The organism is Rhizobium sp. 01T417 (assembly GCF_056398905.1).
This window is the reverse complement of sequence record NZ_JBFTQH010000013.1, coordinates 57,950-72,622: the sequence shown is the minus strand read 5'-3', so window position 1 is coordinate 72,622 and position 14,673 is coordinate 57,950. Positions and strand designations below refer to the sequence as shown.

The 14,673-nt window shown below is 60.5% G+C and carries 19 protein-coding genes; 10 read left to right on the top strand and 9 right to left on the bottom strand.

All coding sequences use genetic code 11. From position 1 onward, the window contains the following. Positions 1–38: 38 nt before the first annotated feature. The 3 genes from AC1DPR_RS15155 (at position 39) to AC1DPR_RS15145 (ending at position 2,145) form a co-directional block, all read left to right on the top strand. Positions 39–971, top strand: coding sequence for a LysR family transcriptional regulator (locus AC1DPR_RS15155; RefSeq protein WP_018117202.1), 933 nt, complete (start codon positions 39–41; stop codon positions 969–971). 140 nt (positions 972–1,111) lie between these two features. Then, a complete protein-coding gene (locus AC1DPR_RS15150) occupies positions 1,112–1,825 on the top strand; it encodes an SDR family NAD(P)-dependent oxidoreductase (RefSeq protein WP_025660047.1) in 714 nt (237 codons plus the stop codon). 80 nt (positions 1,826–1,905) lie between these two features. Then, the gene (locus AC1DPR_RS15145) at positions 1,906–2,145 is read left to right on the top strand and encodes a tautomerase family protein (RefSeq protein WP_018117200.1); all 240 of its coding nucleotides are present in this window, start codon (positions 1,906–1,908) and stop codon (positions 2,143–2,145) included. Positions 2,146–2,239: 94 nt separating this feature from the next. Here AC1DPR_RS15145 and fabI read toward each other — a convergent pair whose 3' ends face one another. The 7 genes from fabI to AC1DPR_RS15110 all read right to left on the bottom strand — a co-directional run bounded on the left by fabI (position 2,240) and on the right by AC1DPR_RS15110 (position 9,368). Continuing rightward, entirely contained in the window at positions 2,240–3,022 is a 783-nt protein-coding gene (gene fabI, locus AC1DPR_RS15140; RefSeq protein WP_113471275.1) for an enoyl-ACP reductase FabI, read from the bottom strand. A gap of 38 nt (positions 3,023–3,060) precedes the next feature. Next, the gene (locus AC1DPR_RS15135) at positions 3,061–4,233 is read right to left on the bottom strand and encodes an acetate/propionate family kinase (RefSeq protein ID WP_113161538.1); all 1,173 of its coding nucleotides are present in this window, start codon (positions 4,231–4,233) and stop codon (positions 3,061–3,063) included. A 4-nt stretch (positions 4,234–4,237) separates the two neighbouring features. Further along, positions 4,238–5,206, bottom strand: coding sequence for a phosphate acetyltransferase (locus tag AC1DPR_RS15130; RefSeq protein ID WP_246734432.1), 969 nt, complete (start codon positions 5,204–5,206; stop codon positions 4,238–4,240). A 31-nt stretch (positions 5,207–5,237) separates the two neighbouring features. Next, a complete protein-coding gene (locus tag AC1DPR_RS15125) occupies positions 5,238–7,487 on the bottom strand; it encodes a DUF3141 domain-containing protein (protein ID WP_113471273.1) in 2,250 nt (749 codons plus the stop codon). A gap of 380 nt (positions 7,488–7,867) precedes the next feature. Further along, complete coding sequence (locus AC1DPR_RS15120) at positions 7,868–8,200, bottom strand: hypothetical protein (RefSeq protein WP_477816611.1); 333 nt, start codon at positions 8,198–8,200, stop codon at positions 7,868–7,870. A gap of 167 nt (positions 8,201–8,367) precedes the next feature. Then, positions 8,368–8,865, bottom strand: coding sequence for a peptide-methionine (R)-S-oxide reductase MsrB (gene msrB, locus AC1DPR_RS15115; RefSeq protein WP_113471271.1), 498 nt, complete (start codon positions 8,863–8,865; stop codon positions 8,368–8,370). A 107-nt stretch (positions 8,866–8,972) separates the two neighbouring features. Next, entirely contained in the window at positions 8,973–9,368 is a 396-nt protein-coding gene (locus AC1DPR_RS15110; RefSeq protein ID WP_018117194.1) for an organic hydroperoxide resistance protein, read from the bottom strand. A 152-nt stretch (positions 9,369–9,520) separates the two neighbouring features. Here AC1DPR_RS15110 and AC1DPR_RS15105 point away from each other — a divergent pair, with 152 nt between their 5' ends. Continuing rightward, on the top strand, positions 9,521–10,027 hold the full coding sequence (locus AC1DPR_RS15105) for a MarR family transcriptional regulator (protein WP_113471269.1): 507 nt from the start codon (positions 9,521–9,523) through the stop codon (positions 10,025–10,027). A 202-nt stretch (positions 10,028–10,229) separates the two neighbouring features. Beyond that, the gene (locus tag AC1DPR_RS15100) at positions 10,230–10,703 is read left to right on the top strand and encodes a VOC family protein (protein ID WP_018857296.1); all 474 of its coding nucleotides are present in this window, start codon (positions 10,230–10,232) and stop codon (positions 10,701–10,703) included. 130 nt (positions 10,704–10,833) lie between these two features. Here the strand turns inward: AC1DPR_RS15100 and AC1DPR_RS15095 are convergent, their stop codons facing one another. Next, on the bottom strand, positions 10,834–11,913 hold the full coding sequence (locus AC1DPR_RS15095) for a DUF3095 family protein (protein ID WP_477816610.1): 1,080 nt from the start codon (positions 11,911–11,913) through the stop codon (positions 10,834–10,836). A 779-nt stretch (positions 11,914–12,692) separates the two neighbouring features. Here AC1DPR_RS15095 and AC1DPR_RS15090 point away from each other — a divergent pair. The 4 genes from AC1DPR_RS15090 (at position 12,693) to AC1DPR_RS15075 (ending at position 13,763) form a co-directional block, all read left to right on the top strand. Then, the gene (locus AC1DPR_RS15090; protein ID WP_167354905.1) at positions 12,693–12,842 is read left to right on the top strand and encodes a hypothetical protein; all 150 of its coding nucleotides are present in this window, start codon (positions 12,693–12,695) and stop codon (positions 12,840–12,842) included. A gap of 33 nt (positions 12,843–12,875) precedes the next feature. Beyond that, positions 12,876–13,112 (top strand): 30S ribosomal protein S21, encoded by a 237-nt coding sequence (gene rpsU / locus AC1DPR_RS15085; RefSeq protein WP_477816609.1) that lies wholly within the window; start codon positions 12,876–12,878, stop codon positions 13,110–13,112. 59 nt (positions 13,113–13,171) lie between these two features. After that, the gene (locus AC1DPR_RS15080) at positions 13,172–13,366 is read left to right on the top strand and encodes a hypothetical protein (protein ID WP_477816608.1); all 195 of its coding nucleotides are present in this window, start codon (positions 13,172–13,174) and stop codon (positions 13,364–13,366) included. A 139-nt stretch (positions 13,367–13,505) separates the two neighbouring features. Beyond that, complete coding sequence (locus AC1DPR_RS15075; protein ID WP_018117187.1) at positions 13,506–13,763, top strand: DUF982 domain-containing protein; 258 nt, start codon at positions 13,506–13,508, stop codon at positions 13,761–13,763. 134 nt (positions 13,764–13,897) lie between these two features. Here the strand turns inward: AC1DPR_RS15075 and AC1DPR_RS15070 are convergent, their stop codons facing one another. Further along, positions 13,898–14,197, bottom strand: coding sequence for a DUF2934 domain-containing protein (locus tag AC1DPR_RS15070; RefSeq protein WP_113471268.1), 300 nt, complete (start codon positions 14,195–14,197; stop codon positions 13,898–13,900). Positions 14,198–14,385: 188 nt separating this feature from the next. Between AC1DPR_RS15070 and AC1DPR_RS15065 the strand changes: the two genes are divergently transcribed. Beyond that, the gene (locus tag AC1DPR_RS15065; protein WP_018857290.1) at positions 14,386–14,646 is read left to right on the top strand and encodes a YMGG-like glycine zipper-containing protein; all 261 of its coding nucleotides are present in this window, start codon (positions 14,386–14,388) and stop codon (positions 14,644–14,646) included. The last annotated feature ends 27 nt before the right edge of the window (positions 14,647–14,673 follow it).

Genomic DNA, 14,673 nt, shown 5'->3' with positions numbered 1-14,673 from the left:
CTCGCCGCCGAACAATCACTATTCCGCGAGGCGGCAGAATGGATCGCATCGACGCAATGAAGGTGTTTGTGACGGCAATTGACGAGGGCAGTCTCGCCGGAGCCGCCCGTAATCTCAAACGATCGCCAACGGCAGTCAGCCGCGCTCTGAGCTTCCTGGAGGCGCATGTCGGTGTCGAACTGCTCCACCGGACGACCCGGACGCTGAAGCTGAGCGAGGCAGGTCAACGGTATGCGGCGGCCTGTCGGCGTGTGCTGGTGGATCTCGAGGAAGCCGACATGCTTGCCGGCGGCGAGCGCGCGGCACCGCGCGGAACGCTGACAATTTCGGCGCCGCCGATCCTGGGAGAAGAGGTGTTGCGCCCCATAGTGGACGACTTCCTCGAACTTCACCCGACGGTCTCTGTCCGGTTTCTTATGCTGGATCGGTTGGTGAACCTGGTTGATGAGGGCGTCGACCTTACCGTGCGCATTGGTCACCTGCCGGACTCCTCGCATGTCTCCACCCGTCTCGGTGGCGACGTGCGACGCGTCGTCGTCGCCTCCCCTCGCTATCTGGCCAACCATCCTCGTATCGTCGAACCCGCCGACCTGGCGAAACATCAGATTGTCGCGTTCAGCAACTTCGGCCTGGATTCCTGGAGCTTCACGCCGGCGAAGGGCTCGTCCATTCCGCGCACGGTTCACTTCACACCGCGCTGCATCGTCAACAGCGTTCGTGCAGCAGCGGCATCCGCTGCTGCAGGCGGCGGCTTGACGAGGCTCTACTCCTACCATGTGGCATCTTATGTGCGCGATGAACGCCTGAAGATCGTGCTCGCCGACGCCGAACACCCGCCACTTCCGGTGCACCTGCTCGCGCCGCAGGGCCGGATGTCTGTGCCGAAGGTTCGCGCCTTTGTCGATTTCGCGACACCTCGCCTCCGTTCCGAATTCGCGAATATGGCAGCGGCAGCAGGCACTCTCGCCTGATTATGCCGACATTCGGTTGATTGTTGTCCGAACAGCGACAATTCTCTCAAATGTCGAATGGATCTAAATAAATTGCACCAACGCCGAGGGCGGAGGGCGGCCTCACCTGAAACGGCCGCGGCAATTGAAAGGATCACATCATGAGCACGCAACAGAAGGTCGCCATCATCACCGGCGCATCGCAAGGCATCGGCGCAGAATTGGTGCGGGCCTACCGCGACCGGAACTATCGCGTCGTCGCCACCTCCCGGTCGATCAAGCCCAGCGTCGATGCGGACATTATTGACGTCGCAGGCGATATCGGCAAACCGGAGACCGCGGAGCGGATCGTGCGCGAAACGCTCGAGCGCTTCGGCCGCATCGACACACTGGTGAACAATGCAGGCGTTTTCCTGGCCAAGCCGTTCGTCGAAATGACCCAGGAAGACTACGACCATAACCTCGGTGTCAATGTGGCTGGTTTCTTCCACATCACCCAGCGTGCCGCCACGGAGATGCTGAAGCAAGGTTCGGGGCACATCGTCAACATTACCACCAGCCTCGTCGACCAGCCAATCGCTGGCGTGCCCTCTGTGCTTGCTTCCCTGACCAAGGGCGGTCTGAACGCGGCCACCCGGTCGCTGGCGATGGAGTTCTCGAAGAGCGGCATTCGTGTAAACGCGGTTTCTCCAGGGATTATCAAGACGCCGATGCATGCGGTTGAAAAGCACTCGGCACTGGCCGGGCTTAATCCGGTCGGCCGCATGGGCGACATTCGCGATGTCGTCGACGCCGTTCTCTATCTGGAGACCGCGGGCTTCATCACCGGCGAGATTCTCCATGTCGACGGCGGCTCGAACGCGGGCCGCTGGTAGCCAGCACTATGGAGCGGCTGCGCTGCAACAGCGCGACTGCCGTCAATGACGCAACCAACCCTCTTTCATTGGAGACGGAAATGCCTATCGTCACTGTACAGGTTACCCGCGAAGGAACCACGCCTGATCGCAATTCGGTCACGGCCGAAGAGAAGGCCGCAATCATCGAGGGCGTCAGCCAGGTTCTGCTCGACGTCCTCAACAAGCCGCTTGAATCGACCTATGTGGTGATCGAAGAAGTCGATCTCGACAATTGGGGCTGGGGCGGTCTGCCGACCGTGCAATACCGCAAACAGCGCGCCGCGGCAGCCAAATCCTGACGCTCTCCGAAACCGAACCCGTCGCTCGCACTCTGAGCGTCGGGTTCGGCTTGTTTTAGCGACGATACTTCCGATGGCGCCACCCCTTGTCGGATCAATCTATGATGTGATAGCCGCCATCGATGTAGATGGTATCGCCCGTCATCAATCGCGCCGCGTCATGCGCCAAGAAGGCAGTCGCCATGCCGACATCGTCAATCGATACGAGGCTGCGCGCCGGGGCCGTTTCCTGGGCCTTGTTCAGGAGTTCGTCGAACTCGGGAATGCCCGAGGCTGCCCGCGTTGCCAGCGGGCCCGGCGAGATCGCATGCACGCGGATGCCTTTGGGTCCGAGTTCCGCGGCAATGTACCGAACGGCGCTTTCCAGCGCCGCCTTGGCGACCCCCATGACGTTGTAGTTCTTCACGACCATCTGGCTGCCGTAGTAGGTCATCGTGAACAGGCTGCCGCCGCGTTTCATCAGCGGTTCGGCAAGATGCGCCATGCGAATGAACGACCAGCAGGAAATGTCCATCGTCTTCAAAAACCCCTCCTGCGGCACATCCACGACGCGTCCCTGCAGCGTATCCTTCGGCGAAAAGGCGATCGAATGCACGAGAAAATCGAGTTCGCCCCATTGTTCCGCGACGCGGTCGAACACCGCCTCCAATTGTCCCGGGACCGCGACGTCGAGCGGCATGAAGATCGGCGCTTCCAGCTCCTCGGCCAGTGGCTCGACATGAGGCCTGGCCTTGTCGTTGAGATAGGTCACTGCAAGCTCCGCGCCAAAGGCGCGAAATGACCTGGCGCAACCCCAGGCAATCGACTGGTCATTGGCAATGCCGACCACCAGTCCGCGCTTTCCTTCGAGAAGCTTGGCCTTTACCTCGGGAATCATGTCAGCCCTCTCTTCAGCTCAATAGGTGTGGCAGGCGCCTATGCAGCGATAAGCGCGAACGTATGCCGTGCGATCATCAGTTCCTCGTCGGTCGGCACCACATAAAGAGCGACCTTGCTGTCGTCGCTCGAGACGAGCAACTCACTGGCCTCGTTTCGTGCTGGGTCGAGCGAGGCTCCAAGCCAGCCAAGTTTTTTGGCAATCCGGGCGCGCATCACCGCTGAATTTTCACCGACACCCGCCGTAAACACGAAGGCGTCCAGCCCGCCGAGGGCCGCAACCAGCGCGCCGGCATTGAGGCCGATGCGATGCACGAAATGGTCGAGCGCGAGCCTCGCGCCGGCGTCGTCGCTGGCAAGCAGGTCGCGCACGTCGTTGCTGATGCCGGAAAGCCCCTTGAAGCCCGACTCCTTGTAGAGGAGATCCTGCAACTGCGGTGCCGTCATTCCATGCTGCTGGAGCAGGTAGAGAAGTACACCAGGATCGATCTGCCCGCATCGCGTGCCCATCGGCAACCCGTCGAGCGCCGTGAATCCGAGCGTGCTCTCGACGCTTAGCCCCTTATACAGCGCGCACATGGATGCGCCGCTCCCGAGATGCGCGACGATGACCCGTCCGTTGCCAACGTCAGGCGCGATCTCGGCCAGGCGTCCGGCCACATATTCGTAGGACAGCCCGTGAAAACCATAGCGCCGGATACCCTCGTCGAAATAGTGCGCCGGAATGGCATAGTGGTCCGTCATTGGGTCATGGCCGCGATGAAAGGCGGTGTCGAAGCAGGCGACCTGTGCAAGCTGCGGCTGGCGTTCCAGCAACACACGGATCGGCGCGAGGTTGTTGGGCTGGTGCAAGGGCGCCAGCGGCGTGTATTGCTCCAATTCGCGGAGCAACTCCTCATTGATGCGCGCTGGACGTGAATGGTTCGGACCGCCATGAACAACCCGGTGGCCGACAGCAACCAACCGGCCCTGCTGCCTCTGACGCAACCACTCCCCCACCAGCCGCATCGCCGCCGGCAGATCGGGAACGGCTTCGGGTGGATGATTTTCGTTCGCCAGCCGCTCGCCGCCGGCGCTCTTGACGGTCAGGTGCGGCGCGGTGCCGATCCCCTCCATCTGCCCCTTGATCAGCCGCTCCAACGAGTCCGCGACCGAAAATACCTCGAACTTCAGGCTGGACGAACCGGCATTCACGACGAGGATGGTGTCCATGGCCTCAAGCACCCTGTATCGGTGCCGTGCGGCGGCGCGCATCGGCAAGCAAGACGCCGACGGCGCAAGAGGCAAGACGGGCCCGCACCGAATCTGCCCGCGATGTCAGGATGATCGGCACGCGCGCACCGAGCACGATGCCAGCTGCATCTGCCCTTGCCAGGAAGGTGAGGTTCTTCGCCAACATGTTGCCGGCTTCCAGATTGGGAACGACGAGGATTTCGGCGTGGCCGGCAACCGGAGAGTGGATACCCTTTATCCTCGCCGCTTCCGGGTCGATTGCATTGTCGAAAGCAAGCGGTCCGTCGAGAATACCGCCGGTAATCTGTCCGCGCTCGGCCATCTTGCAGAGCGCGGCGGCGTCGATTGTCGAAGGGATCTTCGACGTGACCGTCTCGACGGCCGAAAGGATCGCCACCCGCGGCGTGCCAAGGCCGATCTGCGTGAAAAGGTCGATGGCGTTCTGGATAATGTCCCGCTTGGCGTCGAGATCCGGCGCGATGTTGATGGCTGCGTCGGTGATGAAGAGCGTTTCCGCATGATGCGGGACGTCCATGACGAAGACATGGCTGATCCGCCGCGCTGTCCTCAGTCCTGTGGCTGATGAGGTCACGGCCCGCATGAGCTCGTCCGTGTGCAGACTGCCCTTCATCAGCAGTTCAGCACCGCCTTCGCGGATGATTTCCACTGCCTTTGCCGCGGCCGCGTCGCTGTGCGGCGTGTCGATCAGTTCGAACGGCGAGATATCGAGGCCGTGCGATTTTGCGACCGCACGCACCTTTTCCACCGGCCCGACAAGGATCGGATGCATCAGCCCGACCTCGGCTGCTTCGACAGCGCCGCGCAGCGACGTCTCATCGCAAGGATGGACGACGACCGTTCGCATCCGCGGAACCTGCTTTGCTTTAGCGATCAGCCGCTCGTATTTCTCATGACTCTCGGCTTCTTCCCTGGCGTTGTTCAGATCCGGCATCTGCGTCTGCTCCATGTTGAAAAGACCGGGTTCAAGCCCCGCGTCTGACAGCCTTGACCGGGGTGGGCTTCATCGGCGGCGTTACGGGCTCGGCGACGGTCTCGCTGCCAACGTCGAAGAGCCCGATGATCCTCTGCCACCGCTTCTCGGCTTCTTCCGAAAGCGGACCCCGCGCATTCAGAACCTGCCGAAGCGAATCCAATGCTTGGCGGCGAACGCCCTCCTCCGCCGGCAGCAGGCGGGGGATCGCGTTCACGGCGTCTTCCTCATCGATCAGCAGCATGAAGAACTGATCGCGGATTAACGCCTTGAATTCGCTGAGCGTCATTGCCGGCATTCCGTCCTCGGCGCGCCGCATCCGGCGGATGGCGGCAAAGCCACGCTCATCGGCTGCGCCACTCGCCATCGCGACGTAAAGCAGGCTGCGCGCCATGCCCTCCCGAAGCCCGCCGTTGCCGATTTGCGCCTTGAGTTCCTCGATCCTCGCCTTGAGCATCTGGACATGCATGCCGGTCTTGGCCGCGCGCCGATGTGGCGTTGCATCGGACGGATCGATACCGACAGCCGCCTGCAGCAGCGGAGACCCATAAATGGTGAGAAAGGTCGCCTCACTCAGCGCCTCCATCCCCTCGCGCCAGGCGTCCAGCCCCGCTACCATCTGGCGCGAGACGGCCTGCTCCATGGCCAGAAACGGATTGTCCGCAGGAACCGGACGACGTTCGTCCGCCACCTCGACAGCGAGATCCGCAATCGGCGCCATCCAGGGATTAACGTCGGAGAAGAGCTCATATTGCAGCCGCAGCGGGTGCGTTGCCCGCAATTGTTCCGCCGCCCAGTCGGGCACCATGGCGCGGACGAAAGGCTGGAGGAACGTCTTGTAGAGCGACAGGTTGATGTCCGAGACCTTTGCGACGGTCGCAAAGCGGCGATCGTCCTCGGCGTCATTGCAACCGAGCTCACGGATATCGTCGAGCGTTCTTGCCTCGCATCGCATGATCCAATCGCCCTCGACCAGGTCTCCGCCGATGGTCTCGTCTGTCCTTGCTTCGAAGGTCGCTTCGTAGAGACCGGGCGGCAGCGCATCGATCAGGTCGATATTGCTGGAGAACTCGCCGTGCTCCTTGCGGGCAACGCTCGCGGACACGAAGATCCCGAGATGGCCGATCGTTTCATGTACCGTGTAGACGATCGTCTGCCCGTGCGAACGTATCTCGTTCACATCGTCGTAGAGGTCCAGCACCCAGCCGAGCGCCTGCGCGGGCGGCGTGATGTTGTCCCCTTTCGAGCAGAAGACGACGATCGGCGCGCGAATATTGCGTAGGTCGATCGCCTCGCCATTCGATGTCTTTATGCGGCCCGCCGCCAGATTATTGCCGACGAAGAGCTCGTCCACGATGAATTGGATCTCTTCGGCATTCAGGCTGACGTGCCCGCCCCACCACTCTTCGAAGCCGAGATAGCGCGGCGCCTCGGTGTCGATCTTGGAGTAGAGGTTGTACTGCTTGGTCCAGAGCGTGTTGGCCGGGTTCTGGTTCTCGAAATTCTGCACCAGCCATACGCCGTCGAACTGCCCGTGTCCGAGGTCGCTGGTAAGCGCCGTCAGCCAGCTGCCGCCGAGCAACCCACCCGAGTAGCGCATCGGGTATTTGCCGCGTTCGCCGGCCCAATAGGACAGCGGCGCGCCGGCAATGATGACCGAGCCGAACAGTTCCGGGCGCATGGCGGCCAGCATCATGACGGCCCATCCGGCCTGGCAATTTCCAATCACACAGGGCTTGGCGTCCGCCTGAGGATGCAGGGAAATCACCTTTACAAGAAAAGCAGCCTCGGCCTGCGCGATGTCTTCGATCGTCTGCCCCGGCACTGGCTGTGGGAGGAAGCCGATGAAATAGCAAGGATGCCCAGCCTTGAGCGCGACACCGATCTCGCTGTCCGCCTTGAAGCCGCCGATGCCGGGCCCGTGTCCGGCTCTCGGATCGACGACAACGAACGGCCGGCGCGTGTCGTCAACCTCGATCCCCTTGGGCGGGACGATCCGAACCAGCGCGTAGTTGACGGGTCTCGGGAGGGAACGTCCATCAATGACGATCTCCGGCGTGAAGCTCAGTACATGCGGCGCCGTCGCTTCGGCGTGAGCCCGATATTGGTTGCCGCGCTTTCGCATGACATCCCAGAACAGCACGCTGCGCTGCGTGGCATCCATGGCATAGTCGAAAAAGAAGCCCGCAGGACCGAAGTGAGTGGCGAAATCAGCTGTCGGAAGATACGAAGGGTACCGCATGCCAAATCTCCTCGTTCACCCTCTCGGCGAGAGGTCAAAGACTTATGCTCGGAGTGTATTCGCGATCTGCGTCTGCTCTGTGAATAGTTAACCGCACCGTCATTCATGCGCTTTGTTCGCACATGCAGCATAAGTCCATTCGGTCCACGGCACCAACGTATTTTACGGTAGCATACGGAATTCGACGCAGGTCGGGCGACACCGCGATGGAGCGACGTGCAAAACGACCGCAGCGCGTCACGAAGATTATTTGCTGCCCCAACGTCAGGTCACAAGCATTTTATAGGTTGGCAGCATGGCTACAGCGTCACCCAGCCTGAGGAACCGTCGCGCTCAATTACCTCGAGGGACCGGCGTCCGGTCAACGGTCGTGGTTAACCTCAGCGCCTGGGTTGGCTCGGTTGCAGATCCTGAAAGCCGATCTCAGGACATCCTCGCATGTTGGCAAAGGTGATATCGCGGCGCTCACCCCATTCGGTCAGCCCTCTCAGCGTCACGACGTTCTCGTCGCGATAGACCAGGTCAGTCCGACGGATACCTGCTCGCCGTGCCCTGTTTTGCGCTTGGCTGACGTTGCAGGTGCCTTCCGATGGCGACACTTGCCAGGTGGTCGTCCCTCTGCCGTCGGATTGCCAGCCGCCTGACTGAGCTGAGGCCACCGACGGCGCTAAAGCGACGAGGATCATCAAGGTCTTGTGGAAGGCGGCTTTCATGATCCTTGCCCCGGTTGCACTGCGCTTGAGCACTCAGGGCCAAGATAGACGGACCTGCGCATAGCGCAATCACCAGTGGGCGGACCCGCGCTCCATTTGCTCGCAAATGAAGCTGAAGTCGTGCGCCAGCGTTAATAACCGCCTAACGCTGGCGCCGATCGTCTGAGTTATCGAACCCGCAACCACCGCGCAAGCTCGCCCTCGGGACGACCGCGTCCAAGCTTGTCAGGGAGCGGCTGCCCTTTCGGCGTGAACTCGAGCGACCCTGAATTTATGCAGAAGCGCTCGCCTGTCGGAGGCGGGCCGTCGAGAAAGACGTGCCCTTGATGCGCGCCGCAGCGTGCGCAAACGATCTCTGTTCTGACCATGCCGTAGCGGGTATCGCGAATGCGCCGCAGGTGATCCTTGACGGCAGGCGCAGTGAAGCTCGGCCAGCCTGTCCCGCTTTCGAATTTGGAAACGGCCTTGAACAGGGGAAGACCGCAGAGGCGGCAAGTATAGAGCCCCTCGCGTCGCTCGTGGAGGAAGACGCCACAAAACGGCGCCTCCTCGCCATGCTCCAAGAGCAGATGACGGTCGTCCTCACTGAGATCCGCCACAAGCTGCTGCATCTGTTCTTGTGTGGGAGGGGTGAGATCGAACTGCAATTCGACGACATCACGCATTCCTGTTTCTCCTTGGGTGCTCCGGCGGATTGCCGGAACGTCACATGAGTTTACCTCAGCAGGGCCGGCGCCGATGTAGCGCTGCGCCGGGCGCGTTCTTCATCCGTTCAGATGAGATTGAGCGCCACGTCGATATTGCCGCGCGTTGCCTTGGAGTACGGGCAGATCTCGTGCGCTGCGTGGATCAGTTCCTCTGCGACATCTCGGTCGATGCCCTGCAGGCTGACGTTGAGCCGCGCGCGCAGAAAATAGGATCCGCCGTCGGCGTTCAGATCGATTTCCGTGTCGATCTCGGGCTCGACGGGCAGCTTGATCTTTCTCTGGGCTGCAGCGAGCTCGATGGCGCCAATGAAACAAGCAGACCATGCGGCGCCAAAAAGGCGTTCGGCAGCCGGGTGCGGCTGCGACAGGCGAAGATCCAGCTCGCCATCGCTGCTGCGTGTGAAACCGTCGCGACCACCCTTGTTATGGGTCTTGCCGGTAAAGAGGAGCTTCTCAGTCATCGTAAAATCCTTTCGGGTTAGCTTTCATTCGCATCCGCTTTAATCGAATACGATCTACATATGTTGCTCGAAAGGTGTCGTCAATACCATTGCGATTTAATCGGATACGATTTATATAGAGAGAAGCGAAAAGCAACCGAGTAGGATCTCCCATGTCCGCATCCAAAACCGCCAAAACCCTGGAGATAGAGGCGCCCGTTTCCGGCGAGGCCGACAGCAAGAACAACAAGCTTTCGAACTTCCTATGCTTCGCGGTCTATTCCGCAAACCTGGCCTTCGGCCGTGCGTACAAGCCGATCCTGGACCAGCTGAACCTGACCTACACTCAATACATCGCGCTGGTTGCCCTCTCCGATAAAGACGACCAGACGGTCGGAACACTGGGCGAAAAGCTATTCCTGGAATCGAACACGCTGACCCCCATGCTCAAGAAACTTGAATCTCTGGGCTATATCCGCCGCAAACGCGATCCCGCTGATGAGCGGCAGGTACGATTGAGCCTGACGGCGGCTGGACGCGACCTTGTCGCTGCGGATCCCGGCGCGCCACTGGTCGATGCGACCGGCCTCGGAGAGGACTTCCCAGTCGTGCAGAAATCCGTGGTACGCCTGCGCAACAACCTCCTGAAGGCAACGCAGGACGGATCGGCAAAGGATTGATCTCTACTGCGCCCGTGAGCGTCGATGTATTCGGCGCTCCGCCGCCTCAGGTGCAGATGCCACCAAGGAGAACTTCCATCCCGGCGATTGGCATGGCGCTTGGCAACTGCGCGCGTGAAATCGCCTGCATAGGGTGGAGAAAGACGGGTTGCCCCTTATCTGAGGAAGGAGATCCGAAACGGAGACCGAAAGGACCCGCGCAATGGCAAAGAACACGATCTGCCTGTGGTACGACAAAGATGGTGAGGCTGCCGCCCGGTTTTACGCCGAAACTTTTCCCGATAGCGCAGTGGACGCCGTCATTCGCGCACCTGGAGACTATCCAGACGGCAAGCAGGGAGATGTATTGGTTGTCGAATTCACGGTTGCGGGCATTCCGTGCATAGCCTTGAATGGCGGTCCAGTATTCAAGCAGACCGAAGCCTTCTCATTTCAGATCGCAACGGAGGATCAGGCGGAGACCGACCGCTATTGGAACGCCATTGTCGGCAATGGCGGTCAAGAGAGCGAGTGTGGCTGGTGCAAGGACAAGTGGGGTGTGTCCTGGCAGATCATACCGCGCATCCTGACCGACGCGCTTGCGGCAGGCGGTGATCAGGCAAAGCGTGCTTTTGATGCGATGATGACCATGAAGAAGATTGACGTTGCGGTGATCGAAGCCGCCCGGCGTGGTTGAGGTGCCAGCGCGGCGCGCCACATCCTCTCTCCGCCCGAACGTCCATCTAGCGCGCAGCCACGGTTAGGGGCTGCAGTGGCAGTACGCCGGCAATTCTCCTGAATGGGACGCGCGTCGGGCAGCGTTTACCCTAGCGAGCTGACACCATCGGAAGCTCGTTTGCCTCCATCATCTCGGCCGCCTTGGCGTATCCGCCACCCATGCCGTCCAGAAAGTGCAGATGCGAATCTGGTTTGCCCGAAGGCACGAAGCAGGTCATGAGCGCGTGAGATTGGCGATGCAGTCCGAAGTTGACCTCACCCCGCGCCTTTGCTGCAACCAGGATGGCTTCGACCGCTTCAATCTGTTCGCGTGTGCAATCCAACGTTAGACGCAGGCCATCGTCATATTTGCGGAAGTCTGAGTTGGAGGCGACCGCCAACCAGGTTTCGAGGTTGACCGACCTCGCCCTGTCCTTGGTGATGGCGGTGTCCCGCGACAGGGGATGGGCTTGCCGCGTGCCGGCGTCGAGAACGGAAAGCACGCACTTCGCCAATGCCGCGAAGGCTTCGGGGCTCCGGCCCTCGGATGGCTCGACCAGTAGCGACAGGATCTCGCCCCTCTGGCTCGGAAACGGCTCCCAATCGCAGCTCAGGCCGGTCAGATCGGGCTCGGTTGTGTAGCTGCCTGGCTTCACCAGATATCGGCCGTTCTTGATTTGCCGCTCTGCCCACTTGAGACCGCCGCCGGCAAACATCGCGTAAGTCGCGTCTTCAGAGGCGGCGTAGCGCGCGACGCGCACGTCGCGTCCGTTGGCACGTATCTCGCCCACGGACAGGTGGCCGGCCCGGAGAGCAAGGTTGAGATTGGTCTTGGCAAAGGCGACAACCTGCCGCAACGCTGATGTCGCGGTCATGATCCCCTGCGGTGGCAGCGCGAATGCCGCACCGTCTCCGCGAAACACAAAGGGGAAATCAAAGTCGCCCCAAGCATTCCCAACCGCGGCAATCACCGATGCGCCGGCATAGTTGACGTCTTCATAGCGCCCGGACTTGATCGCGGACGTCGAACCGACGACGTCTGTTATGCCGACCAGCCAATCGTCGGGCAGCGCCTCATAGATAGACGGGTCAAGCACTCGCGAAAACTCACTATAGGCCTGGGGCGCGTTTGGGTGTTGGCCGCCCATCGCGCGTTCATCGGTTTGCACGGCATCGACGGCTGGCTGCATGAACCTTTTCCCTTGCCTCATAGCAAATCTTTCTGTTGATTTACTTCGTACACGAATAACTCGGATGCGCTTTAAGTACACGAACAGGATCGCAAGGTCAATACATTTGCGATTTAATCGTATGCGATATATGCGTCGCGGAAAATTGCGAAGATCACTCGGCGCCAGTAGGACCGAGACAGTCGCCGCGGCTTTCTTCGAAAATTCGGACCTGGGACATCCTGACCCGCAGCGGAAAGAGCATCATCCGAATTGGGGTCGGCTACGAACGGCGGATCACCATTCGAGCCCGGCATTCCCCGAAAGGTTCATAGCGGACATCCGCGAAACTGGTGACAGCTCCCAAAGTTCATGTGGATTACCGTATGTGATAAATTCCCTATTTCCATACTTCAGGTAGCATGTGCTTGGATGATTACATTTCCTAGTCATCAAGAGGTCACTGCAAAACTCACATCGTCTGTTTTGCGGTGACCTCGCCAAAATCCCAGCCAAAATCTCAGCGGACCGACGCTTAGAGACGCCCTCTCAGAGTTTGGCCGCAATGTCGCCCGCAACATAGAGCAAGCAGCGTCGACGGCGTAGGCGACGGGCGTATGACGCAACGAAGCCTTGCAACGCATCGCTCGCGTTCCCATCTTATGGTGGTCACCCGAAAAATTCGAACCTGACATGGTCGACGCATCGTGCGTCCCATCTCACTGCGTTTCCTCCGGTCTGCGTGATGGAAACAAAGGTCGCCATGTCGAGCATGCCGCCAGTGCGGCAAAGGACTTCAATTGAACAAACCCATTACCGCCGCCGCCCCAGCGGCGAGTCCGCGCGAGCGCGATGACGCCGCTCGCCGCCCGGACAAGAACTGGAAACCTTACCCCTGCCTTCTCACCCGTCGTGAGCTGCAGGAGCTGATCGCCGAGCAGCTTGGCTGAGAGGCACTCAATCGCAACAACAAGGAGAAAAAGATGCAGGTCATTGTCAGAGACAACAACGTCGAACAGGCCATGCGCGCATTGAAAAAGAAGATGCAGCGCGAGGGTGTTTTCCGCGAAATGAAGGAACGCCGGGCTTACGAGAAGCCATCGGAGCGACGCGTGCGCGAACGAGCACAGGCGATCGCCAGACAACGCAAGGCCAACCGCAAGAAGTTGCAGCGCGAAGGTCTCCTGGCCTCGCCCAAGCTCCGCTCATCCGGCCGATAACTTTATAAGATGACCGCCGGGAGTCCTCGGCGGCATTCCACCCCAAGAAAGGGTCGATTATGGAAGAACTGCATAGCTTGACTGTTTCGGACGAACGACTCGAAGACTGCCGGGAGGTGATCGAGCCGGATCTTCAGGATCTGATCCGAACGACGATAGCATCCGGCTTTACCGCTGAAGAGGTTCTGATCGCAATCAGCGAACTTGTGGCGGAGGACTTCGCCGTATCGGCAAGACTGCCAAATGTCCACTGACTCGCGTCGAGTTGGCTGCCGAAACAGCCTCGCATCAATATGTTGTCGAGGCATCGTCTTGAGGGCGGGATAGGTGTTGAACGGCTCCCGCGAACACCTACATCCCGCTTATCGTTTGTTGGCAGAGAGGAGGTTCATCATGAACACGATCAGCCATGCAACCGAACCAAGGTGGGCCGCACCGGTGGCTATCCGGATTGGAACGCGCCCCTCTGAACATATTCATGGTCCGGCTGAAGCTGTTGACTATCTGGAGCACAGGTGGCCACTCCAAAGCAGCATGCACGTTGAGGCGGCGAAGCGTCGGTGCGTGGAAGCCATGAACCACCTTGCACACCTGGAAGCCGCCAGAGATGCCTTTGTCGCAGCCGCGGTCGAGGCCAAGGTTTTGGCGTGACTTGCTCCGAGGCGAAGGCCGCTGATGATCACGGTCGTCTTCGCCGCCCAGTTGCGCAAAGTCCAACAGCTGCGCCCGACATCCGAACGCCCTGTGTCAAACCACGTTGGCCCGGGCGGGGAAGGCGCTGACGATTAGTGTGTCGTGACGGACTTTGGAGAACGCGTGCGACGGGGCTTGTCTCCGGGCGCAGCCGTTATCGCGATCGCGGCCGCCTTTGTCTTCTTCGCCGCAGGCTTGTCGGCAGCGGGTTTCGGCGCGGCGCGCGGCTTGGCGGATTTGGCCTTGGCCGTCGGCTTGCTTGCATTGTCTGCCTGCTGGCCGAATTCCTTGAACGCCTGTAGCCAGTGTTTCATATCCTGGCCGTGCGGGCGCCCCTCCTGCTCCCAGATTTCATAAGCACGACGACGGATTTTCTCTTCACGCTCGTTCATGATGGGACCCTGCTTTTGGTTGAAACCCAATCTTAATTGGAGCAAGCGGTCCAATAGGCAATGGAGATACCAGCGGTCGATTGATCGAACGAAGCAGGCTTGGCGGCGAACTAAAAGCAACAATTGTCTTTTCCGAAATCGCTCTATCTACCCTCGCGCGAATTAAATCGAACAGGAAGGAAAGCGAGATGAAACGCACGTCGATTTTGCTGCTTCTGGCAGGGGCCACGATTGCCGGATGCACGCCCACCGAGCAAGGCGCGGGAATTGGTGCAGCCTCCGGCGCGGTCATCGGTGGCGTGGCGACCGGCAACGTGCGCGGTGCCGCCGTGGGCGCAGCGATCGGCGGTGCCACTGGCGCGGTCATTGGCAACGTCGCTGGGCGGCCTGGTCAGTGCTACTTCCGTGACCGTTACGGTCGGCGATACATCGCCAGCTGCCCGCGTTGAGCGGGCGCTCGCGGCACGGGCTCGAGG